Origin of the sequence: Streptomyces himalayensis subsp. himalayensis (genome assembly GCF_013778455.1) — a bacterium.
Classification (GTDB): domain Bacteria; phylum Actinomycetota; class Actinomycetes; order Streptomycetales; family Streptomycetaceae; genus Streptomyces; species Streptomyces himalayensis.
This window is the reverse complement of sequence record NZ_JACEHE010000002.1, coordinates 414,010-431,432: the sequence shown is the minus strand read 5'-3', so window position 1 is coordinate 431,432 and position 17,423 is coordinate 414,010. Positions and strand designations below refer to the sequence as shown.

14 protein-coding genes and 1 pseudogene are annotated in these 17,423 nt (G+C 71.4%); 13 read left to right on the top strand and 2 right to left on the bottom strand.

Annotated features, from left to right (window positions below; genetic code table 11):
* Positions 1-148: 148 nt before the first annotated feature.
* From H1D24_RS05740 to H1D24_RS05725, 3 genes are read left to right on the top strand one after another with little or no spacing between them, the layout of a single operon-like run.
* Positions 149-880 (top strand): DUF5819 family protein, encoded by a 732-nt coding sequence (locus H1D24_RS05740; protein WP_181656259.1) that lies wholly within the window; start codon positions 149-151, stop codon positions 878-880.
* Complete coding sequence (locus H1D24_RS42135; protein ID WP_309484210.1) at positions 877-2,370, top strand: HTTM domain-containing protein; 1,494 nt, start codon at positions 877-879, stop codon at positions 2,368-2,370. The genes H1D24_RS05740 and H1D24_RS42135 overlap by 4 nt, the downstream gene beginning before the upstream one ends.
* Positions 2,367-3,146: a TrmH family RNA methyltransferase gene (locus tag H1D24_RS05725; protein WP_181656258.1), complete on the top strand. Its 780-nt coding sequence runs from the start codon at positions 2,367-2,369 to the stop codon at positions 3,144-3,146. The genes H1D24_RS42135 and H1D24_RS05725 overlap by 4 nt, the downstream gene beginning before the upstream one ends.
* A 1-nt stretch (position 3,147) precedes the next feature.
* Here the strand turns inward: H1D24_RS05725 and paaN are convergent, their stop codons facing one another.
* Positions 3,148-4,839 carry a phenylacetic acid degradation protein PaaN gene (paaN, locus tag H1D24_RS05720; protein WP_181656257.1) on the bottom strand — a complete coding sequence of 564 codons (1,692 nt, stop codon included), beginning with the start codon at positions 4,837-4,839 and terminating at the stop codon, positions 3,148-3,150.
* Between the two features lie 147 nt (positions 4,840-4,986).
* On the opposite strand from paaN, the gene H1D24_RS42130 reads away from it, so the two are divergent.
* Positions 4,987-5,118, top strand: coding sequence for a hypothetical protein (locus H1D24_RS42130; protein ID WP_258563840.1), 132 nt, complete (start codon positions 4,987-4,989; stop codon positions 5,116-5,118).
* Positions 5,115-5,705, top strand: coding sequence for a TetR/AcrR family transcriptional regulator (locus tag H1D24_RS05715; protein WP_181656256.1), 591 nt, complete (start codon positions 5,115-5,117; stop codon positions 5,703-5,705). Before H1D24_RS42130 ends, H1D24_RS05715 begins: the two co-directional genes overlap by 4 nt.
* Positions 5,706-5,735: 30 nt before the next feature.
* On the opposite strand, the gene H1D24_RS05710 is transcribed toward H1D24_RS05715, so the two are convergent.
* Positions 5,736-6,302 (bottom strand): Lrp/AsnC family transcriptional regulator, encoded by a 567-nt coding sequence (locus H1D24_RS05710; protein WP_246458707.1) that lies wholly within the window; start codon positions 6,300-6,302, stop codon positions 5,736-5,738.
* Between the two features lie 228 nt (positions 6,303-6,530).
* On the opposite strand from H1D24_RS05710, the gene pdhA reads away from it, so the two are divergent.
* The 8 genes and pseudogenes from pdhA (at position 6,531) to H1D24_RS05670 (ending at position 17,234) form a co-directional block, all read left to right on the top strand.
* The gene (pdhA, locus tag H1D24_RS05705) at positions 6,531-7,688 is read left to right on the top strand and encodes a pyruvate dehydrogenase (acetyl-transferring) E1 component subunit alpha (RefSeq protein ID WP_181656410.1); all 1,158 of its coding nucleotides are present in this window, start codon (positions 6,531-6,533) and stop codon (positions 7,686-7,688) included.
* Positions 7,685-8,710: an alpha-ketoacid dehydrogenase subunit beta gene (locus H1D24_RS05700; protein WP_181656254.1), complete on the top strand. Its 1,026-nt coding sequence runs from the start codon at positions 7,685-7,687 to the stop codon at positions 8,708-8,710. The genes pdhA and H1D24_RS05700 overlap by 4 nt, the downstream gene beginning before the upstream one ends.
* The gene (locus H1D24_RS05695) at positions 8,710-10,437 is read left to right on the top strand and encodes a dihydrolipoamide acetyltransferase family protein (protein ID WP_181656253.1); all 1,728 of its coding nucleotides are present in this window, start codon (positions 8,710-8,712) and stop codon (positions 10,435-10,437) included. The genes H1D24_RS05700 and H1D24_RS05695 overlap by 1 nt, the downstream gene beginning before the upstream one ends.
* 174 nt (positions 10,438-10,611) lie before the next feature.
* The gene (locus tag H1D24_RS05690) at positions 10,612-11,514 is read left to right on the top strand and encodes an NTP transferase domain-containing protein (protein WP_181656252.1); all 903 of its coding nucleotides are present in this window, start codon (positions 10,612-10,614) and stop codon (positions 11,512-11,514) included.
* A 704-nt stretch (positions 11,515-12,218) separates the two neighbouring features.
* Positions 12,219-13,424 (top strand): annotated as a pseudogene (locus H1D24_RS43495) (molybdopterin molybdotransferase MoeA); the annotation flags it as partial.
* Entirely contained in the window at positions 13,421-14,518 is a 1,098-nt protein-coding gene (locus tag H1D24_RS05680; protein WP_181656251.1) for a potassium channel family protein, read from the top strand. The pseudogene H1D24_RS43495 and the gene H1D24_RS05680, both read left to right, overlap by 4 nt.
* Positions 14,519-14,562: 44 nt before the next feature.
* Entirely contained in the window at positions 14,563-15,540 is a 978-nt protein-coding gene (locus H1D24_RS05675; protein ID WP_181656250.1) for an NAD(P)H-quinone oxidoreductase, read from the top strand.
* Positions 15,541-16,691: 1,151 nt separating this feature from the next.
* Complete coding sequence (locus H1D24_RS05670) at positions 16,692-17,234, top strand: bacterial proteasome activator family protein (RefSeq protein WP_181656249.1); 543 nt, start codon at positions 16,692-16,694, stop codon at positions 17,232-17,234.
* Positions 17,235-17,423: the final 189 nt, after the last annotated feature.

The window sequence follows — 17,423 nt, the reverse complement described above, 5'->3', positions numbered from 1 at the left end:
GAGCCGTAGCGGGCGAGCCGCGGGAAACGGAAACGGGCGGCAACCGGAATCCGGAATCCGAGGAATCCGAGGAATCCGAGGAATCCGAATCCGAATCCGGATCAGCAATCAGGAATCGCATCGGAAAGCGTGGATGGATCGGGGCGGAATGGACGCATACGACAAGGGCGTGAGCGCCCGCCCCCAGCCCGCACCTCCCCACGCTTCCCGGGTCGGCATAGCCGCGCTCTCGTTCCGCTACCAGCTCGTCGCCGCGCTCGCGCTCGGGACAGTCGCGCTTGCCGCGTGTGCGCACCTGGCGATGGTGTTTCTGCACGTCGCCCCGTCGAACACCGTGACAAAGCAGCACGGGCAGGCGATCGACCAGTGGATATATCCCGAGTTCGAGCAGAACTGGAAGCTCTTCGCCCCCAATCCCCTGCAGCAGAACATCTCGGTGCAGGCGCGGGCCGAGGTCCGTACCGCGGACGGAACGACCCGGACGACCGGCTGGTACGACCTCTCCGCGCACGACGGAGCCGCCATCGACGGCAATCTGCTCCCGAGCCACACTCAGCAGAACGAACTGCGCCGGGCCTGGGACTTCTACGTCTCCTCGCACGACACCGAGAACCGCCCGGCCGGTCTGCGCGGCGACCTCTCGGAGCGCTACATACGCCGCATAGTCGTCCTGCGTCTCGACGGTGAGAACCCGGGCGGACGGGGCGCCGTCATCGGGCGCGTGCAGGTCCGTTCCAGGACCGCCAATGTGCCGCCGCCCGAGTGGAGCGACGAGAAGATCGACACCCGGCCTGTGTTCCGTGAGCTCCCCTGGTGGTCGGTGACGCCGGACGACGTGCCTCTGGCTCGGGCGACGAAGGTGGAGGTGACCGCCCGGTGAGCCGTCTCGACCGTCTCCACCGTCTCGAGCGCCCGATCGCATCGCTCGCGCGCGGCATCGCGCGCGTCACGGCAACCGCGCTGGGCCCGTACCAGACTGCCGTGATCCGTATCGGCTTCGCCGCCACCTGGCTGCTGTTCCTGCTGCGCGAGCTGCCGAACCGCCATGAGATGTACGGGCCCGACGGCCCCTGGAACTGGGACATGGCCCAGCAGCTCATCGCGAACAACCACGCTTTCACGGTGCTGATGTGGTCCGACAGCACGTTCTGGTTCGAGACGGTCTACGTGCTGGCGCTGCTCTCCAGCGTGCTGCTGATGCTCGGCTGGCGCACCCGCACCATGTCGGTGCTCTTCATGGTCGGGGTGCTCTCGCTGCAGAACCGCAGCATCTTCATGGGTGACGGCGGTGACAACGTCATTCACCTGATGTCGGTCTATCTGGTGCTCACGCGCTGTGGGCAGGTCTGGTCGCTGGACGCGCGGAGGCTGCGGCGCGCGCAGGAGGCACGCGCGCGTGGCGAGCGTTCCGGGGCCGACGAGGCCGGGCGACCCGGGGGCGGGGCCGACGAGGCCGGGCGACCCGGGGGCGGGGTCGACGACACTGCGCAACCCCGGGACGGGGTCGACGACACTGCGCAACCTTGGGACGTGGTCGACGAGGCTGAGACCCGGGACGGTTTCGACAGCGGGCATTCCCGGGACGGATTCGACGACAGCGGGCACTCCCGGGACGAGACGGACACGAGGGAGGACGAGACGAGGGACAGGGTCGGGCCGGTCCTGTGGTGGATCCTCGGGCTCGCGCTCTCCGTCGTGACGTTCATGGGCGAGCTCGGCTGGGGCTGGCTGTTGATCTTCTGGGGACTGTGGGGCGCCCACGGCCTGTGGTGGGCCGTCGAGCGGCGCGCGCCCGGCGGGGAGCTGCGTCTTCTCCTCGATGTCGTCGCCAATCTCGTCCATAACGCCGCACTCTTCGTGATCATGGCCGAGGCCTGTCTGATCTACGCCACCGCGGGCTGGTACAAGATCCAGGGCAGCCGCTGGCAGGACGGCACCGCGGTCTACTACCCGCTCCAGCTCGACTCCTTCTCGCCCTGGCCGGCCCTCTCCGACGCGCTCGCCGCCCACGGCACCCTCGTGATGCTGGTGACGTACGGAACCGTCGCGGTCCAGGTCGCCTTCCCGTTCACGCTCTTCAACCGTCGCATCAAGAACGTCCTGCTGGCCGCCATGGTGTTCGAGCACGCCGTCATCGCCGTCGTGCTCGGCCTTCCGTTCTTCTCGCTCGCGATGATCACCGCTGATGCGGTCTTCCTGCCGACGTCGTTCCTCCGGCGCGTGGGCGGATGGGCGGCACGCGCGCGTGGAGTGCTGCTTCCGGGGCGCCGGCGCGGTTCCCGTGGAGAACCCCGGGTGCCTGGACAGCGCCGGGGCGAGGAGCCGGACCCGGAATCCGCCGAGCAGGCGCGCGTAGGCTTCACGGCATGAACGAGCCCTCTGCACCGGCCACCGCTGCCTCGGCCACCGCCGCGGTACGTATCTGGCGCGGGCTCGCCGACACGGCCGTACTGCTCGACGGTTTTCACGCCCTCAAGCACGCCCTCCGCTTCGGCGCGCAGATCCCCGTCGCCCTGACGAGCGACCGGGCGGCCGTGCTCCACCTCGCCGAGGACCTTGCCCCCGACCTGCGGGAACCACTCGGTGCGCTGCTGGTCGAGGTCACGGACGAGGCGCTGCGGGCCCTCGTCCCGCGCATCCACCCCACCGGCGTTGCCGCTCTGGCGGTACGTCCCTCGCGTACGGCCAATCTGGAGGCGCTGGCACGTATGCCGCGGTCAGCGCCGGTCGTGGTGCTCGACAACCCGCGCAACCTGGGCAACGCCGGAGCGGTGATCCGCCTCGCGGCCGGTTTCGGGGCGACGGGCGTCGTGACCACAGGCACTCTCGACCCCTGGCATCCGACGGTCGTACGCGGAGGCGCAGGCCTGCACTTCGCGACAGCGGTGGAGCGCCTGGACGTCGCCGATCTGCCGCGGGGGCCGCTGTTCGCGCTCGACGCGGAGGGCGAGGACATCCGCGGCCTGAAGATCCCGGACGACGCGGTCCTCGCCTTCGGGTCCGAACGGAGCGGCCTGTCAGGCGAAGTCCGCGCGCGGGCCGACCACTTGGTGTCCCTGCCGATGCGCCCCCAGGTCTCCAGCTACAACCTGGCGACAAGCGTGGCCATGACGCTCTTCCACTGGTCCGCGAGCGGCGCGGAGTAACTCACGCCTCCCGCCGCACCTCCACCACTCGGAACCGGTTCGCCACGAACGCGCCGTCGCACAAAGCTGAGTTGGCCGCCGGGTTGCCGCCCGATCCGTGGAAATCCGAGAACGCCGCGGTCTGGTTGACGTACACGCCGCCCGTCAGGTTCAGCGACAGCTGCGCGCACTCCTCCAGGCACGTTTCCTCGATCGCCTCGGCGACCTCGTCCGACGTGGTGTAGGCGCCGACGGTCATCGCCCCCTTGTCGCGCACCGTGCGCCGCAGCAGCTCCACGGCGTCCGCCGCCGAGTCGACCGCCACAGCGAAGGAGACCGGGCCGAAGCACTCACTCAGATAGGCCGCCTCTGCGTCCGGCTTGGCGCCGTCGAGCTTCACGATCACCGGCGTACGGACCACGGCGTCGGGGAACTCCGGGTTGCTGATCTCCCGTGAGGGCAGGGCGACCTCGCCCAGGCCGGACGCGGCGTCCAGGCGGGCCTTCACATCCGGGTTGACCAGGGCGCCCAGGAGCGCGTTGGCCCGCGCGTCGTCGCCCAGCAGGCCGCTCACCGCGGCTGCCAGATCGGCCACGACCTCGTCGAAGGTCTTGTGGCCCGCGTCCGTGGTGATGCCGTCGCGCGGGATCAGCAGGTTCTGTGGGGTGGTGCACATCTGGCCGCTGTAGAGGGACAGGGAGAACGCGAGGTTGGCCAGCATGCCCTGGTAGTTGCCGGTCGACTCGACGACGATCGTGTTGACGCCGGCCTTCTCGGTGTACACCTGCGCCTGGCGGGCGTTGGCCTCCAGCCATTCGCCGAACGCCGTCGAGCCCGTGTAGTCGATGATCTTGATCTCGGGGCGTACGGCAAGGGTCTTGGCGATGCCTTCGCCGGGCCGCTCGGCGGCAAGGGCCACCAGGTTCGGGTCGAAGCCCGCCTCGGCGAGCACCTCGCGGGCCACCTGGACGGTGAGTGCGAGCGGCAGCACCGCGCGAGGGTGGGGCTTGACCAGCACGGCGTTTCCGGTGGCCAGGGATGCGAAGAGGCCCGGGTAGCCGTTCCACGTCGGGAAGGTGTTGCAGCCGATCACCAGGGCGACACCGCGCGGCACGGCCGTGAACTGCTTGTTCAGCGCGAGCGGGTCCCGCTTGCCCTGCGGCTTGGTCCACTCCGCGGTGTCCGGGGTCCTGGCCTGCTCCACGTACGCATACGCCACCGCCTCGAGGCCGCGGTCCTGGGCGTGCGGGCCGCCCGCCTGGAACGCCATCATGAACGCCTGGCCGCTTGTGTGCATGACCGCGTGCGCGAACTCGTGCGTGCGGGCGCTGATCCGGGCCAGGATCTCCAGACAGGTCACCGCACGCATCTCCGCGCCCGCGTCCCGCCACGCGCGCATGCCCGCACGCATGGCGGGCAACAGGACCTCGATGTCCGCATGCGGATAGGTGATGCCGAGTGCCGGTCCGTACGGCGAGACCTCGCCGTCGGCCCAGTCGTCCGTGCCCGGCTGGCCGAGATCCATGCGGCTGCCCAGGAGAGCGTCGAAGGCGGCCTTGCCTTCGGCCGCGCTCAGGCTGCCGTTCTCGCCGTAGGCCTTGGGGTGCTCGGGGTGCGGGGACCAGTACGCGCGCGTGCGGATCGTTTCCAGCGCCTGGTCGAGGGTGGGCCGGTGCTTGTCGATCAGCTGGTGCGCGGTGAGTGCGGCGGCCATCGGGGACCAACTCCTCCTCGGACCGGCTCCTCGTCGAGCCGGCGAGCTGTGCAGAACAGGCGGACAGAGTTAGAGTAACCGAACGATCGGTCGGGACAAGGGGGACCCCCGAACCTGTGGAAAACCCGGTGCGGGAGGATCGCGAGCATGACAGCACTCGTCCCCGGGCGCTCCGCCCCCAGCCGCACCGGGCCCGGCTGCGGCGGCCCGAGCGCCGGCCCTGGCGGTCCTGGTCTCGGCCGCGCGTACGCCTCCGAGAAGCGGGAGTCCGCCTCATGACCGCCGCCAAGCGCGACACCTACACCCCCGAGACGCTGCTCTCCGTCTCCGTCGAGGTCTTCAACGAGCGCGGCTACGACGGCACCTCCATGGAGCACCTCGCCAAGGCGGCGGGCATCTCGAAGTCGTCGATCTACCACCATGTCGCGGGCAAGGAGGAGCTGCTGCGGCGGGCCGTCAGCCGGGCGCTCGACGGGCTGTTCGGGATCCTCGACGAGGAGCACGCGCGCGTGGGGCGCGCCGTGGAGCGTCTCGAGTACGTCACGCGCCGCATGGTGGAGGTCCTCATAGCCGAACTGCCGTACGTCACGTTGCTGCTGCGCGTGCGCGGCAACACCGGCACCGAGCGATGGGCCCTGGAGCGGCGCCGTGAATTCGACCACCAGGTGGCGGACCTGCTGAAGGCCGCGGCCGCCGACGGCGACGTACGGGGTGACGTCGAGGTCCGGCTGGCGACTCGCCTGGTCTTCGGCATGATCAACTCGATCGTGGAGTGGTACCGGCCCGACGGCGGTGGGGCGGGAGTGCAGGAAATCGCCGACGCTGTCGTGCAGTTGGTCTTCTCGGGGCTCCGCAAGGAGGACTGATGCGCCGTCCCGCGGCCGTGATCAGCGACGTCAGGCCTCCGCGTCCAGGTCGTCCTCCTCGAAGACCAGCAACGTGCGCGTGCTGAGCACTTCGGGGATGGCCTGGAGCTTGGTGAGTACGACATCGCGCAGCGCCCGGGTGTCCGTGGTGTGCACCAGCAGCAGAACGTCGAAGTCACCGCTCACCAGGGCGATATGGGCCGCCTCGGGCAGAGCCCGCAGCTGTTCGCGCACCGTGCGCCAGGAGTTCTGCACGATCTTGAGGGTGATGTAGGCGGAGGCCCCCTGCCCGGCCCGCTCGTGGTCGATGCGCGCGCTGAACCCGCGGATCACGCCGTCCTCGATGAGCCGGTTGATGCGGGCGTAGGCATTCGCACGGGACACATGGACGTGTTCGGCCACCGAACGTATAGACGCGCGCCCGTCGGCCTGCAGCATCTGCAGGATGTCGCGGTCTATGGCGTCCAGGGGGCGGGGCCGGTTCTCCGGGCGGTCGGCCGGTGGACGGGACTGGCTTTCCGCACGACCGGCCGGCGTGCGGGACGGGCTCTCCGGACGGCCGGACTCCATCCCTTCAGCCATTCGTTCAGATGCCATGTCCCCCCGCCTCTCTACCATGGACGTACTGCCTCTATCCCAGGTTGTGGAGAACCGATTGTCCACAGCCTGAAGCCGCCTGTAGCCAAAATGTGCCGACGACCGAACAATCGGTAGGTGAGGCGCATCACACGCCGCGCCTCTCGGCCGCTCCCACGAGGAGCCCTCCCCTGGCCGGTGGAGCCGGGGGCACAGCACGAGGAGGTGCACGCGGTGAAGAGTCGCAGCCTGACGGTCATGGACCAGAGGGGCACTTACCGGCCCGCTCCGCCCCCGGCCTGGCAGCCCCGTACGGACGCAGCGCCGCTGCTGCCCGACGCGGAGCCGTACCGCGTGCTGGGCACGGAGGCCGCCCGCCAGGCCGACCCGGGGCTGCTGCGCCGCCTGTACGCGGAACTGGTGCGCGGCCGCAGGTACAACGCGCAGGCGACGGCCCTCACCAAGCAGGGCAGGCTCGCGGTCTATCCGTCGAGCACCGGGCAGGAGGCCTGCCAGGTCGCCGCCGCGCTCGCCCTGGAGGACCGGGACTGGCTCTTCCCCAGCTACCGCGACACGCTCGCCGCCATAGCCCGCGGCCTCGACCCCGTCCAGGCACTGTCCCTGCTGCGCGGCGACTGGCACACCGGCTACGACCCGCGCGAACACCGCATCGCCCCCCTCTGCACGCCCCTGGCGACGCAGCTGCCGCACGCCGTGGGCCTCGCCCACGCGGCCCGCCTCAAGGGCGACGGCGTCGTCGCGCTGGCCATGGTCGGCGACGGCGGCACCAGCGAGGGCGACTTCCACGAGGCGCTGAACTTCGCGGCGGTGTGGCAGGCGCCGGTCGTCTTCCTCGTCCAGAACAACGGCTTCGCCATCTCGGTGCCGCTCGCCAAGCAGACCGCGGCCCCGTCGCTCGCCCACAAGGCCGTCGGCTACGGCATGCCGGGCCGGCTCGTGGACGGCAACGACGCGGCCGCGCTGCACGAGGTGCTCACCGAAGCCGTGCGGCACGCGCGCGCGGGCGGCGGCCCGACACTCGTCGAGGCGGTGACCTACCGCATCGACGCCCATACGAACGCCGACGACGCCACCCGCTACCGGGGCGACGCAGAGGTCCAGGCCTGGCGCGATCACGACCCGATCGCACTACTGGCGCGCGAGCTCACCGAGCGCGGGCTGCTCGACGAGGAAGCCGTACGTAAGGCGCGCGATGACGCCGAGGCGGTGGCCGCGGACCTGCGCGCCCGCATGAACCAGGACCCGGGGCTCGACCCCATGGACCTCTTCGCCCACGTGTACGCCGAGCCGACTCCGCAACTGCGCGAGCAGGCCGCACAGTTGCGGGCCGAGCTGGATGCCGAGGCCGAGGGCACCGCCACCACACCGGAAGGGACCGGACGATGACCACCGTCGCAGCCAAGCCGGCCGCCGTCGCCGCCAAGCCGGCCACCATGGCGCAGGCACTCGGGCGTGCGCTGCGCGACGCCATGGCCGAGGACCCGGCCGTCCATGTGATGGGCGAGGACGTCGGGACGCTCGGCGGTGTCTTCCGGATCACCGACGGGCTCGCCGGCGAGTTCGGCGACGACCGCTGCACGGACACCCCCCTCGCGGAGGCGGGAATCCTCGGGACGGCCGTCGGCATGGCGATGTACGGGCTGCGGCCCGTGGTGGAGATGCAGTTCGACGCCTTCGCCTACCCCGCCTTCGAGCAGCTCGTCTCCCATGTGGCCAGGATGCGGAACCGCACCAAGGGCAGGATGCCGCTGCCGCTCACGGTGCGCGTCCCCTACGGCGGCGGCATCGGCGGCGTCGAGCACCACAGCGACTCCTCGGAGGCGTACTACATGGCGACACCCGGGCTCCATGTCGTCACGCCCTCCACGGTCGCCGACGCCTACGGGCTGCTGCGGGCCGCCATCGCCTCCGACGACCCGGTGGTCTTCCTGGAGCCGAAGCGCCTGTACTGGTCCAAGGCGGACTGGAACCCCGAGCATCCGCTGGCCGTTGAACCGATAGGCCGCGCGGTGGTGCGGCGCTCGGGCCGGAGCGCCACACTCATCACGTACGGCCCGTCGGTGCCCGTCTGCCTGGAGGCGGCCGAGGCGGCGCGGGCCGAGGGCTGGGATCTCGAGGTCGTCGATCTGCGCTCCCTGGTGCCGTTCGACGACGAGACGGTGTGTGCCTCGGTGCGGCGGACCGGGCGCGCGGTCGTCGTGCACGAGTCGGGTGGGTTCGGCGGTCCGGGAGGGGAGATCGCGGCGCGGGTCACCGAGCGCTGCTTCCACCACCTCGAGGCGCCGGTGCTGCGCGTGGCCGGGTTCGACATCCCGTATCCGCCGCCGATGCTCGAGCGGCACCACCTGCCGGGCGTCGACCGGATACTGGACGCCGTGGCACGGCTGCAGTGGGAGGCGGAGAGCTGATGGCGCAGGCTTCTGAGATGCACAGCCTCGAATTCAGGCTGCCCGACCTGGGGGAAGGCCTCACGGAGGCGGAGATCGTCCGCTGGCTGGTGGAGGTCGGCGATCTCGTCGCCGTCGACCAGCCGGTCGTCGAGGTGGAGACGGCCAAGGCGATGATCGAGGTCCCCTGCCCGTACGGTGGCGTGGTGACCGCGCGCTTCGGCGAGGAGGGCACGGAACTGCCCGTGGGCGCCCCGCTGTTGACGGTCGCGGTGGGCGCGCCTGCCGGAGGTGCGCATCCAGAGGCCAACGGGGCTGCTGAGTCGCTCGACCAGGCTGGAGAGCGCGGGCATGAGCCCGGGATCGTGGCGGACGGGAATGGCGCGTCAGGGCGCAAGGGTGCTGGGTCCGGGCCGACCGGGGGTGAGCCGGGGGCCGTCATTCCCGGGGAATCAGGCTCTGGGGGAGCAGGCTCTGAAGGAACGGCGCCGGCCCAGGGGCGGCCACGAGCTGGGACGTCTCGAGGGCGGCCCTCCGCCTCGTCCGGCGACTCGTCGGGCCAGTCGTCCGGCAATGTCCTCGTCGGCTATGGCACAGGGGCGGCGCCGGCGCGGCGCAGGAGAGTTCGGCCATCGGCTCCCTCCCCCGAGCTCCAGGGGGTACCCCCATCGGCGGCCGAGGTTCAGGCGCCCCCTGGGGGGCCCGTGCGCGACGAGGGCCCGGTGCCGGTCATCTCGCCCCTCGTACGGAAGCTGGCCCGTGAACACGGCCTGGACCTGCATGAGGTGGCCGGCTCCGGACCCGAAGGGCTGATCATGCGGGCCGACGTCGAGGATGCCGTACGGGCAGCAGGGCGGGCCGGAGCGCGGACAGGGCCCGGCGTCCCGTCACCGTCCGAGACCGCGGCAGCGCGGGCGGGGTACGGCCTCGCGCCGGAGCCCGCAGTCCTGCGGACCGGACATGCCCCCGCTGCGGAGCCCGCGGCAGCGCGGCACGGCGCACCCGTCTCCGGTGCCCCCGGTGCCCCTGGTGTCCGCGTGCCGCTGCGCGGCGTTCGTGGCGTGGTCGCCGACAAGCTGGCGCGCAGCCGCCGAGAGATACCCGACGCGACCTGCTGGGTGGACGCGGACGCCACGGAACTGATGCAGGCGCTCGCGGCGATGCAGCGTTACCCCGGGGGAGACGTCCGGGCAGCCGAGGGGGCGGGTGGTCCGAAGATCTCGCTCCTCGCCCTGCTCGCCCGCATCTGCACCGCCGCTCTCGCCCGCTATCCGGAGCTCAACTCCACGGTGGACATGGAGGCCCGCGAGATCGTCCAGTTCGGCCATGTGCACCTGGGCTTCGCCGCGCAGACCGAGCGTGGGCTCGTCGTGCCCGTCGTGCGTGATGCGCACACGCGGAATGTGGAGTCGCTCAGCGCCGAGATCGCCCGGCTGACCGAGTCGGCCCGGACCGGCACGCTGACACCGGGGGAGCTCACCGGCGGCACCTTCACGTTGAACAACTACGGGGTGTTCGGGGTCGACGGCTCCACGCCGATCGTCAACCACCCCGAGGCGGCCATGCTGGGCGTGGGCCGGATCGCCCCCAAGCCCTGGGTGCACCAAGGAGAGTTGGCGGTGCGGCAGGTCGTCCAGCTCTCGCTGACCTTCGACCACCGGGTCTGCGACGGCGGCACGGCGGGAGGCTTCCTGCGCTACGTGGCGGACTGTGTGGAGCAGCCGGCGGTGCTTCTGCGCACATTGTGAGTCCCAGCCCCTGCGACGTCGGGCCGCTCGACGGCCCGGCGGCACCGCAGGGAGGGCGGCCGTTGCCTGCACGCCGGCCCAGGTTTGGACGTCGGGGCATGTGACCTGCGACGGAATCTGTGAGGTTGCGTTCTCGGGGATGGCAATGATCCTTCGGACGCCCATACTCGGTGCATGAGCGCGTACGAGGCAGAGGACGTCCCCGAGCCCGAGGCCGTCCCGGTGGCCGCCTTCGACGCCGTGGTCCTCGCTGGGGGAGCCGCGCGGCGGCTCGGCGGTGCGGACAAACCAGCGCTGAGCGTGGGCGGCCGGGCCCTGCTCGACCGGGTGCTGGCTGCCTGCACCGGTGCCGCCACCACCGTGGTCGTGGCCGGGCGCAGGCCTACCGTCCGGCCCGTGGTGTGGGCGCGCGAGGATCCGCCGGGAGCCGGCCCCCTTGCCGCACTCGACGCGGGATTGCGCCGCACGACCGCGGAGAACGTGGTCGTCCTGTCCGGGGACCTGCCGTTCCTGGGCCGGGAAACGGTGCGCCGCCTCCTGACCACCCTGCGCGAACGAGACGCCGAAGGTGCGGTGCTGACCGACCGCGACGGCCGGGACCAACCACTCGTCGCGGCCTACCGCAGCGAACCCCTGCGCCGTGAACTGGCGCTGCTCGCCGCCGAACACGGCAGTCTGAGCGGTCTGCCGCTGCGGCTGCTCACCACGGAGCTCGAACTCACGCGTATTTCCGACCCCGTCGCGTCGTTCGACTGCGACACCTGGGAGGACGTCGCTGCCGCCCGGGCACGTATCAGGGAGCATGGACACGTGTTGGATGAATGGATTACCGCAGTCAAGGACGAGCTGGGCATCGACCTGGACGTCGACATCCGCCTGCTGCTGGACCTGGCCCGGGACGCGGCGCACGGCGTCGACCGGCCCGCGGCGCCGCTGACCACGTTCCTCGTCGGCTACGCGGCCGCCCAGGGCAAGGGCGGCCCGGAGGCCGTGGCGGAGGCGGCCCGCAAGGCCGCGGCTCTCGCGGAGCGTTGGGCGAACGAGGACCGGCCCGACGCACGGCCGGACGCCGGATGACCGGGCAGAAGGCCGAGCCGACCCGGGTAGCCGGGGAGGACCAGGTTGCCCAGGGCGCTCGTGCCGCCCAGAACGGCCGGATCGCCCCAGGCTCCCCGGGCGCGTACAACGGCCAGGATGCGCCGGGCGCGCAGGGTGACCGCGGCACCTGGGCTGCCGGTGCCGGTGTCCCAGACGTCGACGCCGACGATCTCGACATGGACGAGGCCATCGCCCTGGCCAGAGAGGGGGGCGGTCAGGATCCCGCCCGCCGCCACGGCACGTGGCACGGCACGTCCGGTACTGCAGCGAGGCCCGGGCACCATGCCCCACGCCCCGCCGCCGCGCCGGACACAGGCGATCACGCACCGGTCGCCGCAGGAGGCGACAGCGCGCCCCGCTCCCCTCGCGCCACAGCCCAGGCCGACCAGGCCGCCCGCGAAGCCGAACAGGCCAACCAAGCCGACCCGGCGCACCAAGGCGACCGTGCCCACCAAGCCGAGCACGCCCACCAAGGCGACCGCGCCCACCAAGCCGAGCACGCCCACCAAGGCGACCACTCCCACCAAGCCGAGCACGCCCCGCACACCGGCCAAGCCGGTCAGCCCCAGCACAACGGCCAAGCCGGTCAGCCCCCGCACACCGGCCGACCAGGCCAGTCCGCCCGCCAGGCCGGTCAGTCCCTCTCCGATCCGCCCCCCGGCCACAAGAACCGGCAGCACCACCGGCACGCCGCCACGCCCTGGCCCGAGGCGCGCGCCATGGCCGCTCGGGCGGCCCGTGCGGTGCCGCCCCCCGTCCCGGTCCCGGTACCGCTCGATGCCGCGCTCGGTCTTGTTCTCGCCGCGCCCCTCACGGCGCTCACCGACCTGCCGTCCTTCGACTCCTCGGCTATGGACGGCTGGGCAGTCGCGGGGCCCGGGCCCTGGGACGTATGCGCGGACGGCATTCTGGCGGGCCACGAGGTTCCGGAGCAGCTCGCCGACGGAGAAGCGATCCGCATCGCCACCGGCGCCCGGGTGCCGGGGGACGCGACCGCCGTCGTCCGCAGTGAGCATGGGCGCCTCGACGACAAGGGCCGTCTGCACGCCCAACGCGAAGTCGTCCCGGGCCAGGACATCCGCCCCCGAGGGCAGGAATGCCGCACAGGCGACCAGCTTCTGCCGCCCGGCACGCTGGTGACCCCGGCGGTACTGGGGCTCGCCGCAGCCGCCGGATACGACGAGCTGTCCACCGTGCCGAGGCCCCGCGTCGAAGTCCTCGTCCTGGGTGATGAGTTGCTGACCGAGGGCAGACCGCGCGACGGTCTGATCCGGGATGCGCTCGGCCCGATGCTCCCGCCCTGGCTGCGCGCGCTCGGCGCGGAGGTCGTTGCCGCCCGCCGGCTGGGCGACGACGCCGAGGCGCTGTACACGGCGATCACGACGTCCGACGCCGACCTGATCCTCACAACCGGTGGAACGGCCGCGGGACCCGTCGACCATGTCCACCCCACCCTGAGCCGCCTCGGCGCCGAGCTCCTCGTGAACGGTGTCCAAGTGCGCCCCGGCCACCCGATGCTGCTTGCCCGCATCAGGGAGAACCAGCATCTCGTCGGCCTGCCCGGCAATCCCCTCGCCGCCGTCTCCGGACTGCTGACGCTCGCCGAGCCGCTGCTACGGCTGCTCGCCGGCCAGGGGCCCCCGGAGCCGTACACAGTGCCGGTGCGTGACGCCGTGCACGGGCACCCGAGCGACACACGGCTGGTGCCCGTCGTGATCCGGGACGACCGGGCGGTGCCGCTGCACTACTACGGCCCGGCGATGCTGCGCGGTATCGCCGGGGCCGATGGTCTTGCCGTCGTTCCTCCGGGCGGCGCGCAGCCGGGGCAGCACCTCGAAATCCTCGATCTGCCGTGGGCGCTGTCCGGAATCGGGGTGTGTTTCACGTGAAACTTCCGGGCCAGGACGCGATCGCCCGCCAGGCCGACGAACATCTCGTCACCCACAGGGTGAAGCTCCCCCGCCGGGTCGTCGAACGACCGCTGCGCCAGGTCGCCAAGCGGCTCGCCATGGCCTTGGCGGTGCTGGTCGGGACCGCTTTCATCGTGTACGCGGACAGCGGCGGTTACCACGACGACTCCGACGGCCGAGTCGATCTGCTCGACGCCTTCTACTACGCGACCGTCACCCTCTCCACCACCGGATACGGCGACATCACACCGGTAAGTGACGCCGCCCGGTTCACCAACATCTTTGTCATCACGCCCCTGCGCGTGCTGTTTCTGATCATCCTGGTCGGCACGACTCTCGAGGTCCTCACCGAGCGGACCCGGGAGGAGTGGCGGCTGAACCGCTGGAGGTCCAACTTGCGCGAGCACACCGTCGTCATCGGCTTCGGGACGAAAGGCCGGTCGGCGATCCACACCGTGTGTGCGACGGGGCTGAAAAAGGAACAGGTCGTGGTCGTCGACCCCAGTGAAAGGGCCATCGAGTCCGCGACGGCCAGCGGATACACGGGCATCGTCGGCGATGCGACCCGCAGTGAAGTGCTGCTGCGCGCCGAGACGCAGAAGGCCCGCCAGATCATCATCGCCACCCAGCGCGACGACACGGCGGTCCTGGTCACCCTCACCGCGCGGCAGCTCAACCGTGCAGCGAAGATCGTGGCCGCCGTCCGTGAGGAGGAGAACGCCCCGCTGCTGCGCCAGTCGGGGGCCGACGTCGTGATCACCAGCGCCAGTGCCGCCGGGCGGCTGCTCGGACTGTCCGTCCTGAGCCCCAGCGCGGGCATGGTGCTGGAGGATCTCATCCAGCAGGGCAGCGGTCTCGACATCGTCGAGCGGCCGGTCATAAAGGACGAGGTGGGACGCGGGCCGCGGGAGATCGAGGACCTGGTGGTCAGCGTGGTACGAGGCCATCGCGTGCTCGGCTTCGACGATCCGTCCGTCGGGACGCTGAAGCCTACGGACCGCGTGATCACCATCGTCCGTGCCACCCCGGGCACCCGGGTCACCCCCGACACACGCCCGCTGCCACAGGACTGAGCGCGCCGGAGGTTCGGGCAGTCGGCAGGAGTAGCCTCGCCGCCATGCATGCGATCACGATCCCTGAACCCGGTGGTCCCGACGCACTCGTGTGGGCCGAGGTCCCCGATCCCGTGCCCGGCGAGGGCGAGGTTCTGGTCGAGGTGGCGGCCAGCGCGGTCAACCGCGCGGACCTGCTGCAGCGGCAGGGCTTCTACGACCCGCCGCCCGGAGCGTCCCCCTATCCCGGGCTCGAGTGTTCCGGCCGCATCGCCGCGCTGGGCCCCGGAGTCTCGGGCTGGGCGGTCGGCGACGAGGTGTGCGCGCTGCTCGCGGGCGGCGGTTACGCGGAGAAGGTCGCCGTCCCGGTGGGGCAGCTGCTGCCCGTACCGGAAGGCGTCGACCTCGTCACGGCGGCCGCGCTGCCCGAGGTGACGTGCACCGTCTGGTCGAACGTCTTCATGATCGCCCACCTGCGCCCCGGCGAGACGCTGCTCGTGCACGGCGGGTCGAGCGGTATCGGCACCATGGCGATCCAGCTCGCGAAGGCGGTCGGCGCCAAGGTCGCGGTCACGGCGGGCGGCAAGGAGAAGCTGCAGCGCTGTGCGGAGCTGGGTGCGGACATCCTCATCGACTACCGCGAGCAGGACTTCGTCGAGGAGCTGCGGGCCGCCACGGACGGTGCGGGAGCGGACGTCATCCTCGACATCATCGGGGCCAAGTACCTCGACCGGAACGTGAAGGCTCTCGCGGTCAACGGCCGACTGGCGATCATCGGGATGCAGGGCGGCATCAAGGCCGAGCTGAACATCGCGACCCTGCTGAACAAGCGCGGCGCCGTCACCGCGACGTCGTTGCGCGGGCGGCCGGTGCACGAGAAGGCCGCGATCGTGGCGGCGGTGCGTGAGCATGTGTGGCCGCTGATCAGCGGCGGTCATGTGCGTCCGGTCGTGGACCGTACGGTCCCGTTGAGCGAGGCCGCCGCAGCCCATCGCGTACTGGAGGAGAGCACGCACACCGGGAAGGTGCTGCTCACCCGTTAGCAGTAGCGGTTGCATCCCTCCGGGCGGTCCGGGTAGCCAAGAGATCAGGCGCGATGCCTGAATTGTCATGCAATGTAACGAGTGCTCCGCATCGTGGCTCATGGCAGACGTGCCTTACTGGCACCACCGATCTTGGCGACTTGGCACCGGGAGGGGGTCACCGATGTGACTCCACGGCTCCGTACGCGTTGCCCTGCCGGGCTCCTGCTGCTCGCCGGGCTGCTGCTTTTCCCTGGGTGGGGGCTGCTCACCTCCGGTTCGCCTCAGCCGCCGGCTCCCGGATCCCCCATGGCTGGTCCCGCGCATGTGTACGCACGGGCCACCTCGCCGAGCCCTGGCCGTACGGCTCCCGCCGCCGAGGAGTCGCGGGCCGGGAGCCGGCCCGGAGAAGGGCGGCGCAGGCCGGGACGTGCGGATTCGCCGCCGCCGGAGGAGAGTGCCGTGCCGACGGGCACGGCCTCCGGTCCGACGTCGAGCGGTACCGGCGCCCCGTCCTCTGGCTCTCTGCCCCCCGCCTTCCCGTCCTCTGCCTCCCCGTCCCCCGCCTTCCCGTCATCCAGCGCCTCGGCGTCGGATCCCCCCGTGCACCGGGACGAGGCCGTGGGGCCCACCGCGACGGCCGACGCCGGCGCTGCATCGGGGGCCGGGCAGGCTGGCGGTGCCACCGGGCCCGTTCTCGGGGTTCTGCCGTTGGGCACCGGGCTGGTCCTCGTAGGGTTCGGTCTTGGCTTTCTGGCCCTGCGGCTGCGTCGCGGCTGACGGCATTTATGTCCCCCACCCCGCCCCTTCCCGTAACCAGGGGCCAGCCCCTGGACCCTGCTGGGGGCTTCGCCCCCAGACCCCCATCGCCCTTCGGGCTCGTCCTCAAGCGCCGGACGGGCTGATTCGTTGCCGGACGGGCTGATTCGTTGCCGGGCGGGCTGACTCGTTGCCGGACCGGCTGATTCGTTGCGGCGTGGGCTCCCGTGAAGCGCACGCGCCGCGCCGCCCGCCGCATCCCCCGCGACATTTCTCACGACGGACGCGCTCACCCCGAACCCCGCCGCTGACCGGCCCGTATTCGACAGAACGCACGCGCGCGTACACGGTGGATCACGGGCACACGGGGGCACCACCGAGAAGAGACGTACGCGTGCGAGAGAATGGGCGGCATGGAGATGCCGAGGAACGAAAGGTCGCCGGAGAGCCCCCAGGTCCTGGTCGTGGGCCAGGACGGAATGGCGCTCGGCGGCGTAGGAGACGACGACTCCCGCGAGGTCCCGGTGACGGAGATGGTGGAGCAGCCCGCCAAGGTCATGCGGATCGGCAGCATGATCAAGCAGCTGCTGGAAGAAGTGCGGGCGGCGCCTCTGGACGAGGCGAGCAGGCAGCGTCTCAAGGAGATCCACTCGAGTTCCGTGAAGGAGCTCGAGGACGGACTCGCGCCCGAACTCGTCGAGGAGTTGGAGCGGCTCTCCCTCCCCTTCACGGACGAAGCGATCCCCTCGGACGCCGAACTGCGCATCGCGCAGGCCCAGTTGGTGGGCTGGCTGGAAGGCCTCTTCCACGGGATCCAGACGACCCTGTTCGCCCAGCAGATGGCGGCGCGGGCCCAACTGGAGCAGATGCGCCGCGCGTTGCCCCCGGGAGTCGGCGGCATGGACGACGGCCAGGACCCGCGCGCGGGCGGCCGCTCCGGAGGCCCGTACCTGTAGAGCGGCCTGCGCCGCTGAGCCACATCACGAGACCGGCCTCGCGGCGCCGGAGACCGGCTTCGCGGCGCCGAGCCGGACCACGAGACCGGCTCCGCGCCGCCGAACCGCATCACGAGACCGGCCTCGCGCCGCCCAGCCGGACCACGAGACCGGCCTCGCGGCTCCGAGCCGCATCACACAGACGAAGAG

Coding starts and splice junctions, on each gene's coding strand:
- H1D24_RS05725 (WP_181656258.1), top strand. CDS start 2,367: ATGAACGAGCCCTCTGCACCGGCCACCGCTGCCTCGGCCACCGCCGCG.
- H1D24_RS05690 (WP_181656252.1), top strand. CDS start 10,612: ATGAGCGCGTACGAGGCAGAGGACGTCCCCGAGCCCGAGGCCGTCCCG.
- H1D24_RS05700 (WP_181656254.1), top strand. CDS start 7,685: ATGACCACCGTCGCAGCCAAGCCGGCCGCCGTCGCCGCCAAGCCGGCC.
- H1D24_RS05695 (WP_181656253.1), top strand. CDS start 8,710: ATGGCGCAGGCTTCTGAGATGCACAGCCTCGAATTCAGGCTGCCCGAC.
- H1D24_RS05715 (WP_181656256.1), top strand. CDS start 5,115: ATGACCGCCGCCAAGCGCGACACCTACACCCCCGAGACGCTGCTCTCC.
- H1D24_RS05670 (WP_181656249.1), top strand. CDS start 16,692: ATGGAGATGCCGAGGAACGAAAGGTCGCCGGAGAGCCCCCAGGTCCTG.
- H1D24_RS05740 (WP_181656259.1), top strand. CDS start 149: ATGGACGCATACGACAAGGGCGTGAGCGCCCGCCCCCAGCCCGCACCT.
- H1D24_RS05710 (WP_246458707.1), bottom strand. CDS start 6,302: ATGGCATCTGAACGAATGGCTGAAGGGATGGAGTCCGGCCGTCCGGAG.
- H1D24_RS42130 (WP_258563840.1), top strand. CDS start 4,987: ATGACAGCACTCGTCCCCGGGCGCTCCGCCCCCAGCCGCACCGGGCCC.
- paaN (WP_181656257.1), bottom strand. CDS start 4,839: ATGGCCGCCGCACTCACCGCGCACCAGCTGATCGACAAGCACCGGCCC.
- H1D24_RS05675 (WP_181656250.1), top strand. CDS start 14,563: ATGCATGCGATCACGATCCCTGAACCCGGTGGTCCCGACGCACTCGTG.